Annotated in this window: 24 protein-coding genes; 10 read left to right on the top strand and 14 right to left on the bottom strand. The window is 64.0% G+C overall.

The window, feature by feature from the left end; translation table 11 throughout:
- Positions 1-11 precede the first annotated feature (11 nt).
- Together AXW83_RS21375 and AXW83_RS21380 are read right to left on the bottom strand one after the other, a co-directional pair.
- Positions 12-1,067, bottom strand: a complete 1,056-nt coding sequence (locus tag AXW83_RS21375; RefSeq protein ID WP_066617038.1) for a tagatose 1,6-diphosphate aldolase — start codon at positions 1,065-1,067, stop codon at positions 12-14.
- Positions 1,064-2,002 carry a PfkB family carbohydrate kinase gene (locus AXW83_RS21380; RefSeq protein WP_066617041.1) on the bottom strand — a complete coding sequence of 313 codons (939 nt, stop codon included), beginning with the start codon at positions 2,000-2,002 and terminating at the stop codon, positions 1,064-1,066. Before AXW83_RS21380 ends, AXW83_RS21375 begins: the two co-directional genes overlap by 4 nt.
- Before the next feature lie 229 nt (positions 2,003-2,231).
- Between AXW83_RS21380 and AXW83_RS21385 the strand changes: the two genes are divergently transcribed.
- Both AXW83_RS21385 and AXW83_RS21390 read left to right on the top strand, forming a co-directional pair.
- Positions 2,232-3,071, top strand: coding sequence for an IclR family transcriptional regulator (locus AXW83_RS21385; RefSeq protein WP_082767304.1), 840 nt, complete (start codon positions 2,232-2,234; stop codon positions 3,069-3,071).
- 32 nt (positions 3,072-3,103) lie between these two features.
- Positions 3,104-3,952 carry a dihydrodipicolinate synthase family protein gene (locus tag AXW83_RS21390; protein WP_168166129.1) on the top strand — a complete coding sequence of 283 codons (849 nt, stop codon included), beginning with the start codon at positions 3,104-3,106 and terminating at the stop codon, positions 3,950-3,952.
- Positions 3,953-4,019: 67 nt separating this feature from the next.
- Here the strand turns inward: AXW83_RS21390 and AXW83_RS21395 are convergent, their stop codons facing one another.
- On the bottom strand, positions 4,020-4,424 hold the full coding sequence (locus AXW83_RS21395; protein WP_066617047.1) for a baeRF12 domain-containing protein: 405 nt from the start codon (positions 4,422-4,424) through the stop codon (positions 4,020-4,022).
- A gap of 956 nt (positions 4,425-5,380) precedes the next feature.
- Here AXW83_RS21395 and AXW83_RS26775 point away from each other — a divergent pair.
- Complete coding sequence (locus tag AXW83_RS26775; protein ID WP_082767305.1) at positions 5,381-6,922, top strand: RNA-directed DNA polymerase; 1,542 nt, start codon at positions 5,381-5,383, stop codon at positions 6,920-6,922.
- Positions 6,923-6,961: 39 nt separating this feature from the next.
- Here the strand turns inward: AXW83_RS26775 and uvrB are convergent, their stop codons facing one another.
- Positions 6,962-9,646, bottom strand: a complete 2,685-nt coding sequence (gene uvrB / locus AXW83_RS21400) for an excinuclease ABC subunit UvrB (RefSeq protein WP_082767306.1) — start codon at positions 9,644-9,646, stop codon at positions 6,962-6,964.
- A gap of 362 nt (positions 9,647-10,008) precedes the next feature.
- On the opposite strand from uvrB, the gene AXW83_RS21405 reads away from it, so the two are divergent.
- The gene (locus tag AXW83_RS21405; RefSeq protein WP_066617050.1) at positions 10,009-13,464 is read left to right on the top strand and encodes a class I SAM-dependent DNA methyltransferase; all 3,456 of its coding nucleotides are present in this window, start codon (positions 10,009-10,011) and stop codon (positions 13,462-13,464) included.
- A gap of 29 nt (positions 13,465-13,493) precedes the next feature.
- Here the strand turns inward: AXW83_RS21405 and AXW83_RS21410 are convergent, their stop codons facing one another.
- Positions 13,494-13,715: a hypervirulence associated TUDOR domain-containing protein gene (locus AXW83_RS21410; RefSeq protein ID WP_066617054.1), complete on the bottom strand. Its 222-nt coding sequence runs from the start codon at positions 13,713-13,715 to the stop codon at positions 13,494-13,496.
- A gap of 175 nt (positions 13,716-13,890) precedes the next feature.
- Between AXW83_RS21410 and AXW83_RS21415 the strand changes: the two genes are divergently transcribed.
- Positions 13,891-14,343 (top strand): tetratricopeptide repeat protein, encoded by a 453-nt coding sequence (locus AXW83_RS21415; RefSeq protein ID WP_066617056.1) that lies wholly within the window; start codon positions 13,891-13,893, stop codon positions 14,341-14,343.
- A gap of 13 nt (positions 14,344-14,356) precedes the next feature.
- On the opposite strand, the gene AXW83_RS21420 is transcribed toward AXW83_RS21415, so the two are convergent.
- From AXW83_RS21420 to AXW83_RS21435, 4 genes are all read right to left on the bottom strand, one after another.
- Complete coding sequence (locus AXW83_RS21420) at positions 14,357-15,571, bottom strand: TIGR03862 family flavoprotein (RefSeq protein ID WP_066617057.1); 1,215 nt, start codon at positions 15,569-15,571, stop codon at positions 14,357-14,359.
- A 49-nt stretch (positions 15,572-15,620) separates the two neighbouring features.
- Positions 15,621-16,052 (bottom strand): VOC family protein, encoded by a 432-nt coding sequence (locus AXW83_RS21425; RefSeq protein ID WP_066617059.1) that lies wholly within the window; start codon positions 16,050-16,052, stop codon positions 15,621-15,623.
- Positions 16,053-16,079: 27 nt separating this feature from the next.
- On the bottom strand, positions 16,080-16,562 hold the full coding sequence (locus tag AXW83_RS21430; RefSeq protein WP_066617062.1) for a DUF1579 domain-containing protein: 483 nt from the start codon (positions 16,560-16,562) through the stop codon (positions 16,080-16,082).
- Positions 16,563-16,632: 70 nt separating this feature from the next.
- Entirely contained in the window at positions 16,633-17,172 is a 540-nt protein-coding gene (locus AXW83_RS21435; protein ID WP_066617064.1) for an SRPBCC family protein, read from the bottom strand.
- A gap of 276 nt (positions 17,173-17,448) precedes the next feature.
- Here AXW83_RS21435 and AXW83_RS21440 point away from each other — a divergent pair, with 276 nt between their 5' ends.
- Positions 17,449-18,903 carry an AMP nucleosidase gene (locus tag AXW83_RS21440; protein WP_066617067.1) on the top strand — a complete coding sequence of 485 codons (1,455 nt, stop codon included), beginning with the start codon at positions 17,449-17,451 and terminating at the stop codon, positions 18,901-18,903.
- 9 nt (positions 18,904-18,912) lie between these two features.
- Here AXW83_RS21440 and AXW83_RS21445 read toward each other — a convergent pair whose 3' ends face one another.
- Genes AXW83_RS21445 through AXW83_RS27295 form a run of 3 tightly spaced genes read right to left on the bottom strand, consistent with a single transcriptional unit; the run spans position 18,913 to position 21,378 of the window.
- Positions 18,913-20,565 (bottom strand): sensor histidine kinase, encoded by a 1,653-nt coding sequence (locus AXW83_RS21445; RefSeq protein WP_066617074.1) that lies wholly within the window; start codon positions 20,563-20,565, stop codon positions 18,913-18,915.
- The gene (locus AXW83_RS21450) at positions 20,565-21,125 is read right to left on the bottom strand and encodes a sigma-70 family RNA polymerase sigma factor (RefSeq protein WP_066617076.1); all 561 of its coding nucleotides are present in this window, start codon (positions 21,123-21,125) and stop codon (positions 20,565-20,567) included. Before AXW83_RS21450 ends, AXW83_RS21445 begins: the two co-directional genes overlap by 1 nt.
- A complete protein-coding gene (locus tag AXW83_RS27295) occupies positions 21,112-21,378 on the bottom strand; it encodes a NepR family anti-sigma factor (protein WP_236841733.1) in 267 nt (88 codons plus the stop codon). Before AXW83_RS27295 ends, AXW83_RS21450 begins: the two co-directional genes overlap by 14 nt.
- 197 nt (positions 21,379-21,575) lie before the next feature.
- On the opposite strand from AXW83_RS27295, the gene AXW83_RS21455 reads away from it, so the two are divergent.
- Complete coding sequence (locus AXW83_RS21455; protein WP_066617081.1) at positions 21,576-22,370, top strand: response regulator; 795 nt, start codon at positions 21,576-21,578, stop codon at positions 22,368-22,370.
- A 156-nt stretch (positions 22,371-22,526) separates the two neighbouring features.
- Here AXW83_RS21455 and AXW83_RS21460 read toward each other — a convergent pair whose 3' ends face one another.
- On the bottom strand, positions 22,527-22,745 hold the full coding sequence (locus AXW83_RS21460; RefSeq protein ID WP_066617086.1) for a DUF1328 domain-containing protein: 219 nt from the start codon (positions 22,743-22,745) through the stop codon (positions 22,527-22,529).
- Positions 22,746-22,936: 191 nt separating this feature from the next.
- On the opposite strand from AXW83_RS21460, the gene AXW83_RS27300 reads away from it, so the two are divergent.
- Both AXW83_RS27300 and AXW83_RS21465 read left to right on the top strand, forming a co-directional pair.
- A complete protein-coding gene (locus AXW83_RS27300) occupies positions 22,937-23,101 on the top strand; it encodes a hypothetical protein (RefSeq protein WP_156640281.1) in 165 nt (54 codons plus the stop codon).
- A 140-nt stretch (positions 23,102-23,241) separates the two neighbouring features.
- A complete protein-coding gene (locus AXW83_RS21465; protein WP_066617088.1) occupies positions 23,242-23,964 on the top strand; it encodes an extensin-like domain-containing protein in 723 nt (240 codons plus the stop codon).
- A gap of 16 nt (positions 23,965-23,980) precedes the next feature.
- Here the strand turns inward: AXW83_RS21465 and AXW83_RS21470 are convergent, their stop codons facing one another.
- On the bottom strand, positions 23,981-24,220 hold the full coding sequence (locus AXW83_RS21470) for a hypothetical protein (RefSeq protein WP_066617089.1): 240 nt from the start codon (positions 24,218-24,220) through the stop codon (positions 23,981-23,983).
- 105 nt (positions 24,221-24,325) lie between these two features.
- On the opposite strand from AXW83_RS21470, the gene AXW83_RS21475 reads away from it, so the two are divergent.
- Positions 24,326-24,826: a DUF992 domain-containing protein gene (locus AXW83_RS21475; RefSeq protein ID WP_066617091.1), complete on the top strand. Its 501-nt coding sequence runs from the start codon at positions 24,326-24,328 to the stop codon at positions 24,824-24,826.
- Positions 24,827-24,840: the final 14 nt, after the last annotated feature.

The raw sequence follows: 24,840 nt of genomic DNA on the forward strand, positions 1-24,840 counted from the left end.
GTGGTGCGCGTTCACGCGAAAGCGGGATAACGGCTCGGGAAAGTCTGCCCGGCATCGTCGAGCGTGGCCCCCTTCGCGAAGGCGGGGCTCTGCATCCAGGGACGCGCCATGGCGTCGGTCATCTTGTTGATCTCGGCGAGATAGCCCGCGCCCTCAGTCGCGAGCGCATGTTCCATCGCCGCGAGGTCGGGATAATGCTGCAGGAAAGCCTGCCACCAGATCGCGCGGCCCGCGAGGAAGCCATTGGCGCCCGCCTTGAACGCATAGTGCAACACGCGGCGGAATTCCTCCATGCCCGCGCCCGCTGAAAGCATGACCCAGGGCTTGTCGATCAGCTTGCCCATGTCGTCGAACCAGCGCTGCGCTTCGGCAACATCGGTGCCGCCACTGGTCGGGTCGGGGAGGTTGCTGGCCGCCAGCGGGCTTTCGAGCTTGTAGATGTCGACTCCATAGTCCGGCGAAGCGAAATCGCGGACGCTCTGCAACACGAGTTCAGGACGCTTGTCCTTGTGCTCGATGTAGTCGGTGGTGTGGTCGGCGGCTCCGGCGAAGGGGAAGACCAGCAACTCGAGCAGGAAGGCGAGATCATAGGCCTTGCAGGCCGCGCCAACCTCACGGACGAGATTGTGCTGATGCTCGCGCACATCCGCCGCGCAGTCGGGCCGGTACCAGAGCAGCAGCTTCACGCCGTCGGCGCCGGCCCGTTTGATCTTGTCGACGCCCCAATCCTTCATCACGAAGGTCTTGCGGCCGCCGGGACTTTCCTCGAAGGCGAAGTTTTCGAGCGTCAGCAGCAGGCCGGGCGCCGAAGGCAGGGCATCGAAGGCCAGGCTGTAGCCATAGTCGGGGTCGATCAGCACGGCGGTGCTCGTCGGCGCGAGCGCCTTGACGAGGGCGCGCTTGACGCCGCCGACACGCTCATAGCTGGCGGAGCCGGCGCCGAGTTTCTGGTCGATCGCCTTGATGATCGGCGGGCGCTGATCGGCCGCCATCATCTTGAAGCGACCCTGCGCATCGGAGAGGCGGCGAAGCGAGCGATATTTGCCCGCCGACAGGGAACTGGTCATGCGAAATCCTTGGTGGGAGTGATGGATGAGGTTTGCGTGGCGACGAAGCTCGCGACTTCGGCTGCGGTCGGAATGCTCGCTCCCCCGCCCCATCGCGTGCATTTCACAGCGGCTACGAGATTGGCGAAGCGCATGGCCTCGCGGGCCGGGAGCGCACGGGCGATCGCAAGTGCAAAGGCGCCGTGAAAGACATCCCCCGCCGCCAATGTGTCGATGGCACGGATCGGCAGGCCAGGTTCATGCTGGAAGCCGTTGGCGTCGATCCAGCAGGCACCGCCTTCGCCGAGCGTGACGCCGACCAGCACATGGCCGCCGGCACTATAAAGACCGCGTAGCGCGGCCTCCGTGTCAGCACCGCCGCCCGTCATTTGGGCGAGAGCGGGCTCGGAAAACACGACGTGAGAGGCCAGCGGCACAAGGCCGGCGAGTGCTGCGGGATCGGATGTCAGGTCGGCATCGAGGATCGTCGGCTTGCCCAGCGCGTTGGCGCGCTCGATCACGGCAAGTGCCGCCATCGGCCAGCGCACATCGGCGAGGACGGCGTCATAGCCTTTGATGTCGTCGAAGGGCAGCCAGGAGGCGTCCGTATCGAGATTGGGATCGGCGAAGACGAGCAGCATGCGCTCGCCGTCCTGCGTCACGCCCACCGCCGAAATGCCGGAGCGCGCATCGTCGACGCGCCGGATCCGGGAGACGTCGACATCGCTGCGGATCAGATCCGCGACGATGCGCTCGCCCTGCATGTCGTTGCCGATACGGGCCCAGAGCGCTGCGGTTCCGCCTTGCCTGGCTATGGTGATCGCCGCATTCGCGGCCGGGCCGCCGGCGGCCGAGGCAAAGTCGGAGGCGAAGATCTTGGTCGGCCTGGTCGGGAAGGCCGGCAGCGCGAAGATCTCGTCATAGACGGCAATGCCGACGCAGAGCACCGAGGTCATCGCATGCCTCCGCCGTGCCAGGTCCGCGCAGTCGGGCACGGACGGGCCGCAGGGCCAATCCAGCTGATGGTCATCAAGAAGGCGTTTCCAAATCGGATTATTATTCCGTATTCCGGAATTTGATCCAAATTAGCTGTTCCGGAATGCGGATGTCAATTCTGATTCTCATTTCGGGGGCCAGCGATTATGGTGCCGTCCGACGCGTCCGGTGCATGGCGAGGGAGACCGAATGAAAGCCCAAGCGGCCATTAGCGACGAGGACGCTGGCGCCTCCTCGGAGAGCGCCGACACACGCGGCTCGCTGAAATCGATGCACAAGGCCATGGCGGTGCTGGACTGCTTCTCGCGCTACGATCGCTCGCTCAGCCTCAGCGAAATTTCCGAACGCTGTCGAATGCCCAAGACGACCGTGCATCGGCTGGTGACGAGCCTGCGCGAGGTCAAGCTGCTGGAGCAGGATAAGGGTCGCGACCGCTACCGGATGGGCATTCGCCTGTTCGAGCTCGGCAGTATCGTGCTCGCCAATCTCGACCTGCACCGCGAGGCTCGCTCACTCGTCGACCGGCTCGGCGACATCAGCGGGGAATCCGCGCATCTGTGCATTTTCGACGGCACCAACATGGTCATCGTCGAGCATCGCGAGCCGGGCGGGAACAGTGTGAACTGGACCACGACGCTGTCGATCTCGCCGTCCTACTGCACCGGAGTGGGCAAGGCAGCGCTGGCGTTCCAGGAGACCACGACGATCGAAAAAGTCATCAGGCAGGGGCTTCTGCCCTATACGCCCAACACGCTGACCGACCCCGATGCGCTGCGGAAGGACCTCGCCGACACGCGCCAGCGCGGCTACTCGATCGACGAAGGCGAGCACCAGCCGACGGTGCGCTGTGTCGCTGCGCCGATTCGCAATGCGTCGGGCCACGTCTTCGCGGCGGTCAGCGTGACGGGGCCGATGGATCGCGTCACACGTCAACGCGTGCCGGCGCTAGCCGAACTCGTGACTGCGACGGCGGTCCAGCTGTCGCGTCAGCTCGGCTACGAACCCACGGCAGTCGGGAGGTCTCGGTGACGCCTTTCGATGTGCGGGGCATCGTCGTCCCGTTGACGACGCCTTTCGACGCCGCCGGCGAGATCGACCGCCCGGCTTTCGTCCGACAGGTCGAATGGATGCTCGATGAGGGCGTCGACGGGCTGGTCGTCGGCGGCAGCACCGGAGAAGGCTTCGCCCTGGACGAGCGCGAAGTCCTGGACCTGTCCGCACTGGCTCTCGACATCACCGCTGGCCGCGTGCCGGTCATGACGAGCATCATGGCCGACAGCAGTCGTGCCGCGACGCAGCGCGCCCGCCTGTTGTCCGAACTGCCGCTTGCCGGACTTCAGGTCGCGCCGCCCCACTACATCTTCGCGCCCGACGACGACGGCATGGTTTCCTTCTACGCTGATGTCGCCGCCGCGACCCACCTGCCGATCGTCGTCTACAACGTGATCGCCTGGGCTCAAATTCGGCCTGACCTGGCGGCACGGATCATGACCTCCGTCCCCAGCGTTCGCGCCGTCAAGCAGAGCGACAAGGATCTCGGCGGGTTCGCGGACCTCGTGCGCCTGGTGGGCGCGGAGCGCGTGTTCGGTGCGATCGATGGCTCATTGATGAGCTGCTACGACCTTCAGGTCGCGGGCTCGATTGCCGCGATTGCGAGCGCAGCGCCCGGCGCGAACGTCAAATTGTGGCGCAGCGTCAAAGAGGGAGACCGCTCCCGCGCGCTTGCGATCAATGCGGCGCTTTGCGAACTCTGGAGTCATCTGTCTGCCAAAAACCTGCCCGCTCGCGTGAAGGTCGCTCAGTCGGTTCAGGGTATCCCGTCCGGTCACCCGCGAGCTCCCATGGCCGGTGTCTTGAGATCGGAGAAGGAAGCGATCCGAACTGCGGTGCGCACCCTCGAAGCGCTATGACGAGCAGGAGCTGTTCGGGTGAGCGTCGACGCGATCGAAATGTCGCGCCGACGCCGTTCGTCGCCTGTTATGCGGCTTGCAGAGCCGCGACCAGATCCGGGCCACTTGTCCCGATAAGATCCTTGGACAGGTCCGCCACAAGCGCGACTTCAAGCTGTTTGTGATAATGCAGACGCATCTCGCCCAGTGTCCGAGGCGAGGCCACGATCACCAGCTTCTCGATTTTGTGCCCGAGCACCTGCTGATTGAGCCATTCGGTCGCCGCGGCGGCGTGGGCATCTTCATCGATCTGATGTCCTGTTGGATTCGCGGAACTGGAGTCTCGTCCCGCTCCGCCTCCCTTGTTGCTCTCGTCCAGATTGGGCGTCGGTATCGAAGAGAGAACCGGGCTCGCTTCGTCCCCGCTGTTCCGATGAAGCTCGAAATGCTTCCCGTCGATCAGCGCGACAACGGCACCATGTGGTAGCTGCATCAGTGTCTCCTAAAATCAGGTGATCCGACCAGACGTGAAGCGCAGCAAAAGCTGAGATGCTAACGCGGGAGCGAGTCCGGGACCCGGCAGCGCTCCACCTGGTCATGATGAACCAGAGGGAGAGCGTATCGTTCCACCACGCCGCCCGCCCCGGTCGCGCCGCCTGCGCCCGAGGACCCGGCGGAGACGGTCGCCGAGGCGCTCGGCCGGCTGAACTGGAGCCTCAAGCAGATCGTGCTGGTGCTGATCTTCCTCGGCTCGGGGGAGAGCGCGCCAGAACCCCCGCCCGCGCTGCTGCGCGTCGGTTGATCATGAGGGGCGAGCGGAGCGCCGCGAGGCGCGGGGTTATAGGGCCGCTTCGTTGAACCAGAAGCGGCGCGGAGGGATTGAGCCACCCTCCGCACGCCCCGTGGCGCTCCGCTCGTCGGCGATTTGACGACTCCGGGCCGCGCTTATCGGGATTTCGGGGTTTCGATCTGAAAGCTCGGGCGCCAGTTCGCCTGAGGCTTGTCGCGACCTTTGCCGGCAGTTCGTCGTCCCGTCATCCTTATAGCGAGCTCCTCGCACAGGGGCCGTAGTACCCCCAGGGCGGTGCCCCGAAGCCTCCCGGAAGTGGATCGTGACTCCACCCGCAGGCGCCGCCCCCACCCCCACCAACGGCACACCTCCGGATGGCTGCCCCTCGGGGATGAGGTGGTGGGATTATGGATGCAGTGTGGATGCCGGGGATTAATGTCATCCGTCCGCTCGAAGAGGAAGCGCGGGGCCCCCTCTCTTACAAGGGGGAGGGGATGAACGTTGTCCGCATGAGGCGCTGAGGGCTTACGGCGCGCTGTGGAGAGCTCAGCGTCTCGCTGGTTCAGTTGCCGCGTCTAACCCTGCTATGGCGAATTGCGTTTGCCGCCTACGCAACCTAGCTTCGGAGGGCGCACAGTTTTTATTTTGGGGGCACAACGTTGACGTTGACCGTTCAGTCACTCGAATGGGCGATTCAATTCGTCGCAGATCATTCTGACGGCGATCTTTTCCCTCGAATCGCAGAAATGTCCGCTCTTTTAGCAAATAAGAGAGAACTTGCTAACGAGATCGCAAATAAACCGCTCGCGCAACTTGCAACCGGCGCGCATCGGAGATTTATTGTCCCAAAAGACGAAATCTCCTATCGGCAAGCAACCCAACTTGATCTTCAGGATACGATAATACTATCTGCATTGATATTCCAATATGGAAATAATATTGAAGCGAGGCGGCTTCGCGAAGGAATTGTATTTAGTTATAGATTTTTACCAACGTCGGATTTCGGATTATATAGATCAGGATCTGCTTGGAATGATTTCTGGACGCAATCGCAAAGGCGTTCATTCGATAATAGATTTATTCTATATTGCGATATATCGGATTTCTATAATCAAATATATCATCACGCCGTAGAAAATCAACTTATAGCCTCGGGCCTGCCCAATCAAGCTATTAAGTGGGTGATTAATCTACTAGAATCAACCACAGCAGGCGTATCAAGGGGGGTGCCGATCGGGCCGCACGCTGCTCATTTGATAGCGGAAGCCTCACTGATTCCGGTAGATAACAGCATGCTTACGTCGGGGTTGGAATTTATAAGATACGCTGATGATATAATAATCTTCTGTAAAGATAGTAAGTCGGCTCAAAGGGCTATAGGAACTGTGGCGCAAATACTAGATAAACAGCAAAGACTTACATTGCAAAGACACAAGACAAAAATATATGAGTACGAAAAATTTATTGAATTTTCAAATGAAATGATTGAAGACAGGCCTATAAATTCAGACGAAGATGGGTTATTGAAAATAATATCAAAATATTCACGTGGTAATCCATATGCAATAATAACGTTTAATTCGATCAGCGAGAGTGACTGGGCGTCAATATCTGAGGAAACGCTTACAAATATAATATATGAATACCTAAATCAAGATGAAGTAGATTATATAAGGCTCCGCTGGTTTTATAGGCGAATTTCTCAAATCGGCCATCCAGGGGCTATATCTGCCACCCTCGATAACATTGATAGACTGACACCATGCTTTGCAGGAATCTGCTCATATCTTGGATCAGTGCAATCCATTGAGCAATCTCAATGGAAAGATATTGGTTCAAAGCTAATAGAATTGCTTAAAAAGGATGAAATTATTGAAAACGAATATTTTAAAATGTCTATATTAAATTTGTTCTCAAAAAATAGATATATAAATCATTTCAATAAAATAGCCAAAATGTACAACTCGTCTAGTTCATTCGCCAAAAGGGAAATAGTTTTGGCAGCAAAACAAAACGAAGCAATCGACTGGCTCAGGGAAATGAAAGAAGATTTTGAGGGAATGGATAAGTGGCTGAAGATGTCATTCTTATTCTGTATGCATGATTTTCCTCGAGATGAGCGGAGGGTCTTTATAAGCAGATTTTCTTATGACAGGCCAGTCGATCAGATAATTGCAAAATGGGCAAAGAACGGCGCTTAGATCGGTATCGGATGGTCGCGCTTAACCTTCTCCCTGCCGCTACCTCCTCCCCCGCCGCTTCCCCCGCTCCTCCCCAGCCCCCACCGGCCTTGCCTCCACCCGCGGCCCCATCTCATCCAGCCCCGGCTTCTTCGGCCGCGCGCCCTTCGCCACCGGCCGGCCCTCCCCCCCACCGAAATTATGCGGCCCCATATCCGCGTCGGTCGGCTTGCGCGCCCGCGTCGGCAGGTTGGCGCTGGCGCCATAGGCGCGCTCGCCCTTGTAGCGCCCGGCCGACGCCTCGACGTCGCCCTGCCGCGCCAGCGGGTCGTCGGAGATCGCCAGCTCGGTCGCCTGCAGGCGCTTGATCTCGTCGCGCAGGCGCGCGGCGGTCTCGAATTCGAGGTCGGCGGCGGCTTCGCGCATGCGCTTTTCGAGGTCGGCCAGCGCCGCCTTGAAGTTGTGGCCGGCGGCCGGCGTGCTCAGCCCGGCATCGACCGTGACGTGGTCGCGCTCATAGACCGAGCCGAGAATGTCGCCGATGGCGCGCTTGATCGTCTGCGGCGTGATGCCGTGGGCGGCGTTGTAGGCCTCCTGCTTCTCGCGGCGGCGCGAGGTCTCGGCCATCGCCCGCTCCATCGAACCGGTGATGTGGTCGGCATAGAGGATGACCTTGCCGTCGACATTGCGCGCGGCGCGGCCGATGGTCTGGATCAGCGAGGTTTCTGAGCGCAGGAACCCCTCCTTGTCGGCGTCGAGAATGGCGACGAAGCCGCATTCGGGGATGTCGAGGCCCTCGCGCAGCAGGTTGATGCCGACCAGCACGTCGAAGGCGCCGAGCCGCAGGTCGCGAAGAATCTCGATGCGCTCGATCGTGTCGATGTCCGAGTGCATGTAGCGCACCCGCGTGCCGTTCTCGTGGAGATACTCGGTCAGGTCCTCGGCCATGCGCTTGGTCAGCACCGTGACCAGCGAGCGATAGCCCTTGGCGGTGACCTCCTTGATCTCGTCGAGCAGGTCGGCGACCTGGTGCTTGGCCGGCCTGATCTCGACGGGCGGGTCGATCAGCCCCGTGGGGCGGATGACCTGCTCGGTGAAGACGCCGCCGGTGCGCTCCATCTCCCAGGAGCCGGGCGTGGCCGAGACATGCACCGATTGCGGGCGCATCGCGTCCCATTCCTCGAAGCGCAGCGGCCGGTTGTCCATGCAGGAGGGCAGGCGGAAGCCGTATTCGGCCAGCGTCGCCTTGCGCCGAAAGTCGCCGCGATACATGCCGCCGATCTGCGGGACGGTGACATGGCTTTCGTCGGTGAAAACGAGAGCATTGTCGGGAAGATATTCGAACAAAGTCGGCGGCGGCTCGCCCGGCTTGCGGCCGGTCAGATAGCGCGAATAGTTCTCGATGCCGTTGCAGGAGCCGGTCGCCTCGATCATCTCGATGTCGAAGGTGCAGCGCTGGTCGAGCCGCTGCGCCTCCAGGAAGCGGCCCATGCGGTTGAGCTCGTCGAGCCGGCCGCGCAACTCCTCCTTGATCGACTTGACGGCTTGAGTCAGCGTCGGGCGCGGCGTGGTGTAGTGCGAATTGCCGTAGACCTTCACGAATTCCAGGTCGGCCGTCTTCTGCCCGGTCAGCGGGTCGAACTCGGCGATGCTCTCGACCTCGTCGCCGAACAGCCCGATGCGCCAGGCGCGGTCTTCATAGTGGGCCGGGAACAGCTCGATGTTGTCGCCCCGGACCCTGAAGCTGCCGCGCGTAAAATCGTGCTGGGTGCGCTTGTATTGCAGCGCCACCAGATCGGCGATGAGCTGGCGCTGCTCGATGCGCTCGCCGAGCTTGATGCCAAAAGTCATCGCCGTATAGGTCTCGACCGAGCCGATGCCGTAGATGCAGGAGACCGAGGCCACGATGATGACGTCGTCGCGCTCCAGCAGCGAGCGCGTGGCGGAATGGCGCATCCGGTCGATCTGCTCGTTGATGGACGATTCCTTCTCGATGAAGGTGTCCGAGCGCGGCACATAGGCCTCGGGCTGGTAGTAGTCGTAATAGGAGACGAAATACTCGACCGCGTTGTCGGGAAAGAAGCTCTTGAACTCGCCATAGAGCTGCGCCGCCAGCGTCTTGTTCGGCGCCAGGATCAGCGCCGGGCGCTGCGTCTTCTCGATCACCTGCGCCATGGTGAAGGTTTTTCCGGAGCCGGTGACGCCGAGCAGCACCTGGTCGCGCTCCTGCCGGCGGATGCCATCGACGAGATCGGCGATCGCGACCGGCTGGTCGCCGGCCGGCTCGAACTCGGCCTGCATGCGGAAGCGGATGCCGCCCTCGGATTTGTCGGGGCGCGGCGGCCGATGCGGCGTCCAGGCCTTGCCGGGGTCGATGAACGGGCTGCCGGTCTCCAGCAGGCTCTGCAGCGACTGCGCCGTCAGGCTCGCCGCGGTCTCGCCCTCGATCCCGTCGAAGGCGGAATCGGCCCTTTTCGTGAGCTTGCGCTTGGGCCTCTCCTCGCCGCCTGGCCGCTCCGTGGCGTAGCTCGGCTTCGCCTCGTATCCGGCCTGCGGCTTGTCGGAGAAGCCGGCCGCGCCGCCTGGCACCGCATTGCCGCGATTGATCGCCGGGTTGAGCAGATCGGCGAGATAGCCCTCCAGCGGCTTCAGTTCCTGGCGCGAGGCCTTGGAATTGGGCGTGCGGGCGCTGGCCGGCTTTTTCGCAGGCTTTGGCTTGGCGGGAGCATCGGGGCTTTTCGACATGGCGCCAATATGGGGCGGAAGCGGCCCGCGCGCGAGGGGGCAGGGCGCATGGCGGGGCGGATTGGTGACAGGAGCTGTCAGGAGAGGCGGCTTCAGCCCCCTTGTCATTCCGGGGCGACCCGAAGGGCCGAGCCCGGAACCCATATCCACCGAAGTCGCCGGAAAAGGGCGCCGTCGTCGTCGCGCCTATCTGCCTCGACCCGTAATTATCGGTTCCGGGCTCGGGCCTTCGGCCTGCCCCGGAATGACGAGCGGTACGTCGATCGATCTGATTCGAATCGATACAACCCAAGATTGCATCATCGGGCATCTTGTTTAGATAGAGTTGCAATTCTTCAGATACACAATCTGGAGTTGCATCATTGCCGGATCAACAATCGCAGGCCGATGCCGCCCGCATCGAGCGCTTCATCGCGCGCTGGCGTGTTTCCGAGGGAGCGGAGCGCGCCGCCTATGCACCGTTCCTGAACGAGTTCTGCGACCTGCTCGGCGTCGAGAAGCCGCAGCCGCCGATGAGCGACGCCGAGGCGGTGACCTATCGCTTCGAGTACCCCGTCAAATTCCGCGAGGCCGATGGTGGCGGCTCGACCGGGCGGATCGACCTCTACAAGAAATCCGCCTTCGTGCTGGAGGCCAAGCAGAGCCGGCTGAAGGGGCAGGCCAAGGAGTTGCTGCCGGCGCAGGGCGCCCTGCCGGGGCTGGACCTGCCGACGCCCGGCCCGCGCGGGCGCCGCGGCGCCGACCGCGCCTGGGACGTGCTGATGCTGAATGCGCGCCGCCAGGCGCAGGACTATGCCCGCGCGCTGCCGGCAAGCCATGGCTGGCCGCCCTTCCTGATCCTCTGCGATGTCGGGCACTGCTTCGAGTTCTATGCCGACTTCACCGGGCAGGGGAAGAACTACGTCCAGTTTCCCGACCGTCAGGGTTTTCGCGTTTTCCTCGACGATCTGCGCGAGCCCGCCATCCGCGAGCGCATCGCCGCGATCTGGGAGGATCCCCAGGCTCTCGACCCCCGTCGCCACGCCGCCCGCGTGACGCGGGCGATCGCGCAGCGGCTGGCCGCGGTCTCGAAATCGCTCGAACGGGCGAACGATCCCGAGGATGTCGCGCTGTTCCTGATGCGCTGCCTGTTCACGATGTTCGCCGAGGATGTCGGGCTGATCCGCAAGGACGGCTTCAAGGCGCTGCTGCGCGACTGTCTCGGGAACCCCACCTCCTTCGTGCCGTTGGTCGGCGAGCTGTGGCAGGCGATGGACAAGGGCGCCTTCTCGGTGTCGCTGCGCGAACAGGTCAAGCACTTCAACGGCAAGCTCTTCGAGCACGCCAAGGTGTTCGCGCTTGGCCGTGAGGAGATCGGCGAATTGCTCGCCGCCGCGGAGCACGACTGGACGGAAGTCGAGCCGGCGATCTTCGGGACGCTGCTGGAGCAGGCGCTCGACCCCAGGGAGCGCGCAAAACTCGGCGCGCATTACACGCCGCGCGCCTATGTCGAGCGGCTGGTGGTCGAGACCGTGATCGCGCCCTTGCGCGAGGATTGGCGCGCCGTTCTGGGCGCGGCCCAGCGGGCGCGCGACGCCGGCGACCGCAAGGCCGCGCTGGCGCTGATCGAGGGATTTCACACGAGCCTGTGCGCCACGCGCGTGCTCGACCCGGCCTGCGGCACCGGAAATTTCCTGCACGTCGCGCAGGAGCTAATGAAAAAGCTCGAAGGCGAGGTGCTGGAGGCGGCGGGCGAACTCGGCAGCGCCGAGAAGCTCGGCGGCTTCGGCGACCGCCATGTCGGGCCGCACCAGTTCCTCGGCATGGAGCTCAACCGGCGCGCGGTGGCGATCGCCGATCTCGTGCTCTGGATCGGCCATCTGCAATGGCACTTCCGCACGCGCGGCTTCGCGCCCCGCGAGCCCATCCTCGAAAAGCTCGACCATATCCACCGCCGCGACGCCGTCCTCGCCTGGGATGGCTGGCCGCTGCCGGCGGTCGTCGCTGGAAGCGAGAGCCTGCCAAGTCCGCGCCGGCCGGAGTGGCCCGAAGCCGAGTTCATCGTCGGCAACCCGCCCTTCATCGGCGGCAAGGATCTGCGGGCGCGGCTTGGCGACGCCTATGTCGAGGCACTCTGGGCGGCACATCCGCAGATGAACCAGAGCGCCGATTTCGTGATGTACTGGTGGGACCGCGCCGCCGAACTGCTGACGCGCAAGGGCACGGCGCTCAGGCGCTTCGGCCTCGTCACCACCAATTCGATCACGCAGCTCTTCCAGCGCCGTGTCGTGGCGCGCCACCTTGCGGGCCGTAAGCCGGTTTCGCTGCTGATGGCGATCCCGGACCATCCCTGGACCAAGGCTGGGCGGGACACGGCGGCGGTGCGCATCGCGATGACCGTGGTCGAGGCCGGCGCACATGAGGGCCGGCTGCGCGAGGTGGTTTCCGAGAGCGCCCTCGACACAGACCAGCCGCTGATCGGGATGAGCGAGACGGCCGGACATATCAATGCCGACCTGACGATTGGCGTCGATGTCACGCAGGCGCTCGGCCTCATGGCCAATGACGGTCTCTGCTCACCGGGCGTCAAGCTTCACGGCGCCGGCTTCATCGTGACGCCAGCCGAGGCGGAGGCGCTGGGGCTCGGCCGGCGGCCGGGGCTGGAAGCCCATATCCGGCCCTACCGCAATGGCCGCGACCTGATGGCGCGATCGCGCGGCAAGATGGTGATCGATCTGTTCGGCCTGGGCGTTGACGAGGTGCGCGAGCGCTTCCCGGAGGTCTATCAGCACGTCAAGCGCACGGTGAAGGAGGCGGTCGACAAGGACGGCAGGTCGATCGGACGCGACGCCAACAACCGCGAAAGCTACCGCAACGAATGGTGGATTTTCGGCGAACCGCGCCGCGAGCTTCGTCCGGCGCTTATCCATCTCCAGCGCTACATCGCCACCGTCGAGACCGCAAAGCACCGCGTCTTTCAGTTTCTCGACGCCTCGATCCTGCCGGACAACAAGCTCATTGCCGTCGGGCTGTCGGACGCCTTCCATCTCGGAGTGCTGTCGTCGCGAATCCATGATGTCTGGTATCTCGGGAGCGCCGGCAAACTGGGTGTCTACGAGCGCGACGCGGTCTATGTGAAATCGCGCTGCTTCGACCCGTTTCCCTTTCCGGAAACGGACGAACAGCGGAAGGAGGCGATCCGTCGTCCCGCGGAGGCACTCGACGCGCTTCGCAAGCAGGTGCTCGACGAGCATCCCGAACTGACGCTGACGAGACTCTACAATGTCCGCGAGGCCATCCTTGCGGGGCAGGCGCTGACTGCCGAAGAAGAGATGATCCGCGACAAGGGGCTTGTCCTGATCCTGAACGAGCATCACGACGCGATCGATTCAGCCGTCGCCACCGCTTATGGCTGGCCGGCCGATCTCTCCGGTGAAGACATCCTCACGCGGCTCGTGGCCCTGAACGCGCAGCGGTCGCGCGAGGAGGCGCGTGGACAGGTGCGCTGGCTGCGGCCGGACTATCAGCGCCCGCGATTTGCCAGGGATGGCAGCGGCGGCGAACAACTCGCGGCAGACGAGGTTCTGTCGCCGGCCTTGGTCGCGCTCGCCAAGGCGAACTTCCCGACCGAGCCGGTCGAGCGCGTCGCCGCCGTCCTGGCTGCGCTCGCGACGGCCTCCGGCGCACTAGACGCCACCGAGATCGCATTGCGCTTCAGGCAGGGCCGCAAGGTCGAACGCGCCATCCGCGACATCCTCGTCTCGCTCGCCCGCGTCGGCGAGATCGCCACCGGCGACGGCGGCCGCAGCTTCGCGAGGCGCCTCACGGCGGCGGGCTAGTGGGAGCCGCCGATGGCCCCTACCTACCCCTACCCCTCCACCTCGACCTCACTATGCGATTTCAGCGCGTAGCCGCCCCGCGCCTGCGTCACCAGATAGGCGGGGTTCTCAGGCATCGCGTTGCGGCGGACCTCCGTGCCCTTGATCGTGCGGCTCACCGGCGTGGTGAAGACCTGCTCTACTCGGCCACGAGCGACATGGGCGCCCCAGCGCCAGGTGACATCCGTTCCGGGTTCCAGCGCCTTGGTCATGATGCAGCTCCGTTGCGATCGATCGTGATGAAACGCTGAAGCGACGGCTATGGATCACCCCAGCTCTCCGGCCACGCCGGCGACAATCGCAGGGTCGTGACGACGGGCCCCCCGGATCGGCATGGCGCGAGGGCTGCCGCCATGCTGTGATTGATGGCCGAACGGGGAGGCCATCATGATGATCCGGCGTTTGCTGTATCCTGGGTTCGTGGCGCTCATGCTCGCCGCCACGCCCGCCTTCGCCGTCGGGCCGGACTGGACCTATCTCGATACCGATCCCGAATACCGCCAGGCCAGGCGCTGGATCGAGGAGAAGAACTACGCACCCGCGATCGAGACCCTGATGAAGCTGCTGGTCACCAAGCCCGACTCGCCGGAACTGCTGAACTGGATCGCCTATTCGCACCGCAAGTTGAAGAACTATCCGGTCTCGAAGCAGTTCTACGACGCCGCGCTGCGGCGCGACCCGACATTTCTGCCGGCGCTCGAATATCAGGGCGAGTGGTTCATCGAGACCGGCGACATGGTTTCGGCCAAGGCTAATCTCGCCCGGCTGGCGACACTCTGTGGCCGCTGCCATGAATGGCAGGATCTTGCCGAGGCGATCGGCAGGGCGGAAGCGAAGTAATCCGCGCCGGGCGTCAGGCGGCCAGCCAAGCCTCCATCCCGCTCGCCGCCGCCACGCCGGTCGCGAAGCAGCCCTGCAGCAGATAGCCGCCGGTCGGCGCTTCCCAGTCGAGCATCTCGCCGGCGACGAAGATTCCGGGCAGGGATTTCAGCATGAAGCCCGCGTCGATCTCGGTTGCGGCGATGCCGCCGGCGGTCGAGATCGCGCGGTCGATCGGGGCAAGCCCGGTCAAGGTGAGTGGCGCGGCCTTGATAAGGGCGGCCAGCGCCGCCGGCTCCTGCGGCAGGGCCGGACCCGCGCTTTCGCGCAGGATCGCGATGGCGGCCGGCGAAAGCCCCGCCGCCTTGCGCAGATGGTTGCTCAGCGTCTCGCCCTTGCGGCGTTGTCCGAGGCGCTCGGCGAGCCGGCCGGTCTCGATGTCGGGGCGCAGGTCGAGCGTGATCGCAGCCCGGCCGTCTCGCAGGACCGCCTCGCGCAAGCTGCCCGACAGGGCATAGACGGCCCCGCCCTCGATGCCATTGCCGTCGATCATCGCCTCTCCGGTCGCCTGACGGTCGCCGCAGCGGATCACGATGCGCTTCAGCGGTGCGCCCGAAAAGCGCTCGCGCATCGTCGCCGACCAGCCGATCGTGAAACCGCCATTGGCCGGCAGCAGCGGCACGACCGCGACCCCGCGCGCGGCGAGCATCGGCACCCAGCCGCCATCGGAACCCAGACGCGGCCAACTCGCGCCGCCCAACGCCAGCAGCGTTGCATCGGGGCGGATTTCGCTGGTCTCGCCCGCGCCATCCCGGAAGGTGAGGGCGCCGTCGGCGCTCCAGCCTGTCCAGAACTTCCCCGTCTCCAGTTTCACGCCGAGGCCGTCGAGCCGGCGCAGCCAGGCCCGCAGCAAGGGCGAGGCCTTCATCGCACGCGGAAAGACCCGGCCGCTCGTGCCGACGAAGCTGTCGGCGCCGAGCGCGTCGGCCCAGTCGCGCAGCGCCTTCGGCGGGAAGGCCCGCAGGGCCGGCTCCAACCAGGGCTGCGCGGCGCGATAGCGCGTCAGGAACATGTCGAGCGGTTCGGAATGCGTCAGGTTCAGCCCGCCCCGCCCCGCCAGCAGGAATTTCCGCGCCGGCGAGGGCATGCGGTCGTAGAGCGTCACGGCGTGGCCTGCCTGCGCCAGCCGCTCGGCCGCGATCAACCCCGACGGTCCCGCGCCGACGATCGCGATGGTTCTGTTTTGCATCGGCAGGGCTTGCAGCGGGCAAGATCGCGGGTCAAGCGCGACATCGATCCTACCCGCAATTCGCCAGTTCGGCCGGTTGCTCGGCGTTGACCATCCAGTTCGTGCCGAAACGGTCCTTTGCCATGCCGAAACGCGGCGACCAGAAGGTCTCGGCGATCGGCATCGTCACCGTCCCGCCTTCGGCCAGGGCTGCGAAGACGCGCTCCGCCTCCTCGGGCGTCGCGACGGTGACATTGACCGAGACCGAGCGCATCGGCCCGTCGCTGCGCTCGGGCGGGGCGTCCGACGCCATCAGCATCTGGCCGTCGATCTCCAGACAGGCATGCATGATCTTGTCGTGCCATTGCGGTGGAACATGCGCCTCGGCGGGCGTGCCCCGGTGGTCCATCATGGCGGTGATCTTGCCGCCCAGGACTTCGTTGTAGCGGGTGAAGGCTTCTCGGCAGTTGCCGTCGAACATCAGATAGGTCGAGAGTTTCATGGCATCCTCCTCGTCGTTGAGTGGCTCTCAGGCCTTGCGGCGGTAATGGGCGGTCATGAAATCAATCCAGGTCCCGTCCGGGCCCGGCATGCTCGATGTCAGGATGCGGTGGTCGGCGCTGACCCGCGTGACGACGTCGCGATACTTCGCCATCGTGCCGTCGCCCGCCATGCTCGGTCCCTCGGTGTCCAGCGTCAGCACATTGCCGCTCTCGTCGAGCGTGCCCTCGTAGATCCACAGATGCGTCATCATCGAGCCGGCAAAGGTTCCGACGAACCGGCCTCTGGCAGGATCGAAGCCGAGCGTGATCTGCGTGAAGCCCTGATTGCCGTCGGGCATCTCGCCCGTGCCCTCGCCGATCGTCCACAACCCGCCGAGCGAATGGACGCTTTCGGTGCCCTGCGATTTATGGCGCGGCTTGTCGGGCCCCATCGAGCAGTCCATCTCCGAGATCCATTCGCCGACGAATTGCTGGAGCCAGGCGTGTTCCTTCTGTGGTTCGGCATGCATCGGGCATCCTCCTTGGGTTCGGGTTCTGAGAGACGCGGCTCTGCGGCCGCGCGATTCTTCGGCCTTGCGCTCAGCGCTCGGCCTGAGCCTTCAGAGCGGCGAGCCCATTCTCGAAATCGCCGCCGACCATCTTGTCCATGTTCATGACGACATGAACAATCTTGAAGAAAAACGGCGTCGGTCCCGTCATCGTCCAGGTCACCGTGGTCGCGGTGCCTTGCGGCACCAGCGCGAAGACGACGTCGTTATGGGCCTCGAAGGGCTTGAGGAAATCGAGCTTGAGCCCGATCCGGCTGGGCACCGTCGCCTCGACGATCTCCATGCCGCCCTCGCCGACATTCTTGTCGCCCGCCCAGGCATAGCGGGCACCGACGCCGCTCTGCGCCCCGCTGAAGCTGCGCGTCAGATTGGGATCCTTCTTCTCCCAGGGCGACCATGCGCCCCACTGCCTGAAGTCGGCGATCAGCGGAAAGATCCGCTCGGCCGGCGCGTTGATGGTGGTCGCACGCTGCACGCTGAAGCTGTCGGGTCGCATCGCCGCCAGGATCAGGACCACGACGATGCCGGTGGCCAGCAAGCCCGCGATCGACAGAAGGATCGTCTTCAGCATGGGCCTATCCTCGCAGGGACCGAATTTGGACGGAGCCAGTAGATGATACTCGGATACTTAACTAGATGGTTCAGTAATGCCGCCGGCCGGACCTGTCAACCGCTCCCGACCGATCCTCGGTGACCCTCCACCCATAGGCCCCATCCTGACCAGCCATCGCCGGCTCCTCAGGATAAGGGTTAGACAGTCGAATGCGATCACCTCGGCATACCGGCTGTTGTCAGGAGCGTCGTTGCGCGGCTAGAAGCTCGACCGAACGAGAGGACGTATTCGCCCATGACGTTCGAGACCGCCGCCACGCCAGACGCCGCCGTCGACCGGCTCGAACGGCTCTATGGAGAGGCGAAGGCGGCCCTGCGCGGAGACCTGCAGCGCTTCTTCGAGACCGGCCAACCGCCCAGCGCCGACGAGCGCTCGCGCTACCGTTATCCGCAGCTGCGCGTAACCTACGCGCCCTCGGCCCTGCCGGCAGCGACGCGGCGAGGCTATGCGAAATTCGCGGCGCCCGGCGTTTACTCGACCACTGTGACGCAGCCGGCCGAATTCCGGGCCTATCTGCTCGACCAGCTCCAGCCGCTGGTCGCCGATTACGGCGCGACGATCGAGACCGGGATCAGCCCGCAGGAAATCCCCTATCCCTATGCGCTCGACGGCGGTGACGAGCTTGGGCGCGGCAAGGCGACGGCCGCCGAACTTGCCCGGTATTTCCCGACGCCGCTGCTCTCGCTGGTCGGCGACGAGATCGCCGACGGCACCTTCGACATTGTGGAGGGCGAGCCACGGCCGCTTGCGCTGTTCGACGCGGTGCGCGTCGATTACTCGCTGCGCCGGCTGGTGCACTACACCGGCACCGACTGGCGCGCCGTGCAGCCCTGGGTGCTGCTGACCAATTACCACCGCTATGTCGATCAGTTCGTCAGGCTCGGCCTTGCCGAGATCGAGGCCGGCACGGCTCTGGCGCTGGTGACGCCGGGCGGAGTCCGGATCGAGCGCGACGGCATCGACGTCAGCGCCGCCGAGCGCGTGATGGCGGCGCCCTGGCACCGCTTCCAGATGCCGGCCTATCATTTGATCCGGGCTGAGGGCGATGGCGTGACGCTGGTCAATATCGGCGTCGGCCCGTCCAACGCCAAGAACATCACCGACCATCTCGCGGTGCTCAGGCCCAATTGCTGGCTGATGGTCGGCCATTGCGGCGGCCTGCGCCAGACCCAGATCATCGGCGACTACGTGCTGGCCCATGCCTATCTGCGGCAGGACGGCATTCTCGACGAACTCGTGCCGCCCGATATCCCGATCCCGGCGCTGGCCGAAGTGCAGGTCGCCTTGCAGGAGGCTGCGGCCGAGGTCACCGGCGAGCAGGGCGACCAGCTCAAGAACCGGCTGCGCACAGGTACCGTCGTGACGCAGGACGACCGCAACTGGGAGCTGCGCTGGACCAAGGAACGCAAGCGCATCAACCTGTCGCGCGCCATCGCGGTCGACATGGAATCGGGCACGATCGCCGCCCAGGGCTACAGGCTCCGGGTACCCTATGGCACGCTGCTCTGCGTTTCCGACAAGCCGCTCCATGGCGAGATCAAGCTGCCGGGCGCCGCCAACGCTTTCTATGAGCGGGCGGTGAGCGAACACCTTCGGATCGGGCTTGCGGCGTTGGAAAAGCTCAAGGATGCCGGGTCGACGATCCATTCGCGCAAGCTGCGCAGCTTCGACGAGCCGCCGTTCCGGTAGGCAGGCAGCTCAGGCGGCATGGCTGACGCGCCAGACGCCGAGCATTGCGCCCTGCGGCGCCGTCGTTTGCGTCGCCTCGATCTGCGCCACGAGCCCCGCGAACAGCTTCGGCGGCGCGGTATGGGCGATGTCGCGATCGGCGTTCAGCGCGATCTCGATCGTCGAGGCGTCGATGTCGCCGACATGGATGGAGATGCTGACTCCCGGCGTGTCGCGCAGGGCGCGCGATACCACGTCGACGATCAGGAAGCCGAGCGGGATGATCCGATCGACGGTGAGCAGGGCCCGGGTTTCGATGCGACTGGTGATCCACTGGTCGCGCCGGCGCATCAGGTTCGACATCATCGTCACGACGTCGTCGAGGAAGAGGTCGATCCGCACCGGCTGCATTTCGCCATCGGCGAGCGTGAAGCGATACGCGGCCGAGAGCACATGCACGCGACATTCCGCATCCGACAGCGCCAGCCGCGCTTCGCCCCGATAGTCGCGCTTGGTCAGGCCGATATAGCTTTGCACCACCTGCAAGCTGTTCTTCACCCGGTGGTGCAGTTCGCGCACCAGAAAGCGGTTATCGTCGAGCGCGGTCTGCAGCCGCCGCTGCCGGACCTCCTGGTCTTCGACCATGTGATTGAAGGCATCGGCGACGCTGCGGATATCCGACGGCATGTCGTCTGCGACGGCCGCGCGGACAGGCTTCTGCCCCGCTCGCGCCCGCGCCGCCGTTTCGATTTCGCGCAACCAGCGGATGCAATGGTTGTCGATGGCACGCATATATACGACGCAGAGCAGAACCAGCGTCAGCAGAGGTGCGATCAGCAGGGCCAGGAACTGGGTGCGCGCCGCCAGCGCGGGCGCATCGTCGAAGCTTGCGATGACGTAGAAATCCGGTTCCGCCACCATCCGCGCGGCATAGGCCCGCTTCCTGCCATCACGGCTTTGCGCCTCCCAGCGGGCCCGCTCCTGCGGAGCACGCTCGATCGCCGGAAGCCAGTTCGCATCCCGATCGGCAAGGCCGCGCGCCGTGACGATATCGCCGCCATGCGTCACAAGCGCGACCAGCAGGCTGTCGCTGTCTTCGCCAAGGTCGAAGACCTGATCGAGCAGCAATGGATCGACCAGCAGCAAGGCTTCCTGGACATCCTGTTCGGTGTTTTCGTTGCGGGCATAGACGGCAAGGTAGCGCTTGTCAGACACGGTGAGCGTGTCGTAGCGAGTTTTGGACAACTCGGCTCCGCCCCAGGGAACAATCGGCGGTCGTGTCCTCAACATCGCCGCCCCCGCCGCCAGATCGGCGGTTGAAACACTACTGTCGAGGGAGACGTCGCACGTCCGTCCATCGCGCAGCACCATATGCAACGCACGGTAACCCTGAACTCTGGTCAGCATGGTTCTAGCGATGCGTTCACACCCATCCAGGCTGGCGCGATCCACCGAGATCGTCGCGGTCGATGCCAGCAACGAGCGCAGCGCACCGCGATACCAAACGCGGGTGCGGATGGCGAAATCATCCGCCGCCCGCGCCTGCGACGCTTCGATTGCCGCGATGACGGTGCGATAAGTGGTGATCGCCGCGATCGCCGTGACGCAGGCGATCGGAAGTGCGATCGCCACCAGCAGCGCCAGCAGGCGGCCGCGGACGGTTTTGAAGGCCGTCAGCCGCATCAGAAACCGACGATTTCGGAGCCGACCCTCTGTACGGCTGCGGCACTTTTGCGATCGGGCCCGAGATCATCGATCCCTCCGATTGAAAGCAACTCGGCGAGCTTGGTTCGGGCACGATTGACGCGGCTCTTGATCGTGCCGATAGCGACACCGCAGATCTCGGCCGTCTCTTCATAGGAGAGCCCCGTCGCCCCGACCATGATCAGAACCTCGCGCTGCTCCTCGGGCAGTTTTGCCAGCGCCTTGCGAAAATCGGCGAGATCGAGATGGCTTTCCTGGTTGCCATGCACGGCCATGCGCTCGGCATAGGTGCCCTCACTGTCCTGCACCTCGCGTCCGCGCTTGCGGTAAAGCGAATAGTAGGTGTTGCGCAGGATGGTGAAGAGCCAGGCGCGCAGGCTCGTGCCCGGCTCGAATTTTTCCGAGTTGCCCCATGCCTTGAGCAGCGTATCCTGGACCAGATCGTCGGCGAGTTGCATCGATCCCGAGAGCGAGGCCGCAAAGGCGCGCAGGTTCGGGATTTCCTTGATCAGGCCGTCCTTGAAATCAGTGCCGCTCATCGGACAAATCTCCGGCGGAGGCGCTATGTTCCTTGGCTTCGAGCTGGGCGAGCAGAACCAGAAATTTGTCCGGGATCGGCGCATTGATCAGATCGTCGTAATGCGCCTTCAGCGAGCGCCCGATCGATTCCTGCACGCGCGGATCGAGCACCATCTCGGGTTCGTATTCACCTGCCCCGCCTTGATTTGTCATTGTCGTTTCAGTGCCATTCATGTCAGCCCCACATACCGGGCGGGCTCGCTCTTCCAGCATGTCCCACCACGATCCTAAATCTCGTCCACAAGCCTTGGCATTTCGTTGATGGCTTTTGCGCCGATGAGGCAAGCTTACACTCATGCGACATGAGAACGGGGGTTACCCCGAAAGGTTCCGGCGCATCCCAAAAATAAATCGCTTGTCAGAAACAGCGCGTCGGTGCTCATTTCCCGCACGTTTAAGAGGACACATTCATGTCGATTGCGAAAGAAATTGCCCCTCATTTGCCCTATCTGCGCCGGTTTGCACGGGCACTGAGCGGCACGCAGGCGAGCGGCGACGCCTATGTCGTGACGATGCTCGAGGCGCTCGTTCTCGATCCGACTGCCTTTCCACGCGATGTCAATCCACGCATCGGGCTCTATCGCATCTTCCTGAAGCTGTGGTCGTCGGTCGGTCTCAACGTCAACTCCGGACCGGTCGAACTGGATCGGTCCTCGGCGGAACGCAATCTCGAGGCCCTGACCCCGCGTCCGCGTCAGGCCTTCCTGCTGCGCACGGTCGAAGGCTTCTCGCTGGAGGAGGTCGCCTCGATCATGGATGTATCGGCGCCAGACGCCGCCCATCTCGTACAGACCGCCGGCCAGGAGATCGCTGAACAGGTCGCGACCGACGTGTTGATCATCGAGGACGAGCCCATCATCGCGCTCGACATCGAGACGATGGTCGAGGAGTTGGGCCACACCGTCACCGGTGTCGCTCGCACCCATCGCGAGGCTATCGCACTCGTCGCCAAGAAGCGTCCGGGTCTTGTTTTGGCCGATATCCAGCTCGCGGATGGCAGTTCCGGCCTCGATGCCGTCAACGAGATCCTGAGCGCCATCGACGTGCCCGTGATCTTCATCACCGCCTATCCCGAGCGCCTGCTGACCGGCGATCGGCCAGAGCCTGCATTCCTCATCACCAAGCCGTTCCAGCCCGAGGCGGTCAAGGCCGCTATCAGCCAGGCGCTGTTCTTTGACAGGCGGGCCGGCCGCAAGGCGGCATAACGCAAACACAGCTTCGATCGTTCAGCTTTGCTGAAAGCCCGGGTTTGCCCCGGGCTTTTTGCTGTTCGGCGACAACCCTCACCAGCCGAGGAAGTAGATCACCAGCAGGACGGGAAAGGGCACGATCATGATCAGTGGCGCGATCCAGCGCATGGGTTACTCCTCACGCTCTGCCCGGGGAGCCGTCGACCCATACGCAAGCCGATCTCTGGCCCGTCTACGCAGCTTCGCCAGCAGCCACGTGATCGCGGCGGCCGCCACGGCGGCGACGAAGATCAGTTTCGCGATCGAGACGGCCAGCCCCGGCACCCCGCCGAAGGCCAATGTTGCCGATACGAGCGCGACGATCAGGAAAGCCGTGGCCCAGGCGGTCATAGCTTGGCTCGATTCGGGTTTGTAGATGTCGTCTCAATTGAACCGCCTCAACCCTGCGATGTTCCTGCAACCGTGACGACTCATTGCGAGCATGAGTCCGGAACAACTCTGCCCTGCCTGCGTTGCGCGACAAGGTTAACAAATCGTATTCCGCGTACAGCTTTTCACGCGGAGCAAGCGGGAGACGGCCGATGGCGATGATGTTTCTTGCTGCCCTGATGGCGGCTGCGGCGATTGCGTCGGCCTTGTTCGGGGGCCTGGTGAGCGCCGGTCCACTCGTTGCAGACATGATGGCTGTGGCGCTTGCCATCGCGACGGGCGTCGCCGTCGCTGGCGCGTCAGCTCTCGACAGTTGACATGCGAGCCTCTGGCTAGATTGGCTCTTTTCCGCTTGGTCGCTGTCCTTATTGTCTGGCTGATGGTCCTGGGTGCAGGCTTGCTGAGTCCTGCTCCGCAGGCCCTTGCTCAAGCTGCCGGTCGCAGCAGTGCCGGAACCTTGCCGCCACCCCGCCCTCCCGATATCGGGCCGAAGGTCGATCCCGCGCCGCCGGCACCACCGAAGGCGTCGCCCCCGGCCGCCAACAGCCAGCCTCCGGCCGTCGAGGCGAAGCAACCCGCGGGCGATCCGGCGCAACCTGGCGAATCGGCCTGCCTGCGCACCTTGCGTGCCGTTCATGGCGACCGCGTCAAGGTTTCGACCGCGAGGATGCCGGCCGACCCGGGATGTGCCGTCGTCGATCCTGTCGTCGTTACGGCGCTGGCATTGCGCAAGGAGGCGGGCGCGGGCGAGGTCGCGTTCGAGCCGCCGGTCACGATCGGCTGCGCCATGGCGCTACGCGTCTCCGAGTGGCTGGATACCAGCGTCCAGCCGCTGGCCCAAGGCCATTTCGAACGTGATATAGCCGCGTTGCGCGTCGGCGGCGGGCACGAGTGCCGTCGCAGGAACCGGGGCACGGCCGGGCCGCTGAGCGAGCATTCGACGGGACAGGCCCTGGATATCTTTGCCTTCCAGCTCGGCAAGACCAAGCAGGAAACCGTCACCGTCGTGGTCGAGAAGCCGGGAGGGCTTGTGCAGGACCGTTTCCTGACCGCAATCCGGCAATCGGCCTGCGGAGCCTTCAACACCAGCTTGGGGCCGGGTGCCGATGCCGCCCATGCCAACCACCTGCATGTCGACATTCAGGAGCGCCGTTCGCGTGCGACACGCTTCTGTCAGTAGCGTCGCGCGCCTTCGATCAGGATGCGAGGCGCATCAGCAGGGGAAATGAGTCCGTTCCGGCCGAGAGCCAGCGTGAAGCGATGGAGCCGCAGCTTCTACGGGCGGACATCAGCGAAAGCGCGGTTTCGAGGTCGCAGCCGCCAGCGATCAACTGTTCCAGCTCCCAGAAGGGCGGCATCGACAGGGTTTCCCTCCGCTCACGCGCATCATGTGCCGGCTGTTCGCCGCATACATCGATGATCATCGTCTCACCCATTGGTGGCCGCGTTGAAACGCAATCTCCCGAACTTAGTTCCGTGTTAAACAGGAACTGCGGAGCCTTTGCGGCGTTTCCGAGGTTGATGTCATCAGGAGTATCACCATGACCACCAGGCTTGCGGGCAGTCTCGCCGCTGCGACTCTCATCGCCGCGTCCTTCGGTTTTGCCTCGGCAGCGTCTGCTCAGACTGGCGCGCCTGCCGGGCGATTGAGCTGCAATGTCGGTGCGGGTATCGGGCTCGTGGTCACCTCGCAGCGGCCCATGGACTGCCGCTTCTCCCCGCGTCGCGGCCCTGCGCAGCGCTATGTCGGAGTCGTCCGTAATTTCGGCCTCGACCTCGGTACGATCCGCAGCAGCACCATGAGCTGGACCGTTTATGGCCCCTATGCGCGCGCGCCGCTCGGTATTCTCAACGGGCGGTATGGCGGAGCGACTGCGGGAGCATCGGCCGGCGTCGGCGGGTCTGGAAACCTGCTCATGGGCGGCAATAATAATGAAGTGACGCTCCAGCCGCTTTCGCTGCAGAGTTCGCGTGGCATCAATGTCGCGATTGGCGTGACCGGCTTCGAATTATCCCTGGCGCGCCCGCGCGGGCGGCGCTGAATTCGCAAAGGATG

It is taken from the genome of Bosea sp. PAMC 26642, assembly GCF_001562255.1.
Lineage (GTDB): Bacteria > Pseudomonadota > Alphaproteobacteria > Rhizobiales > Beijerinckiaceae > Allobosea.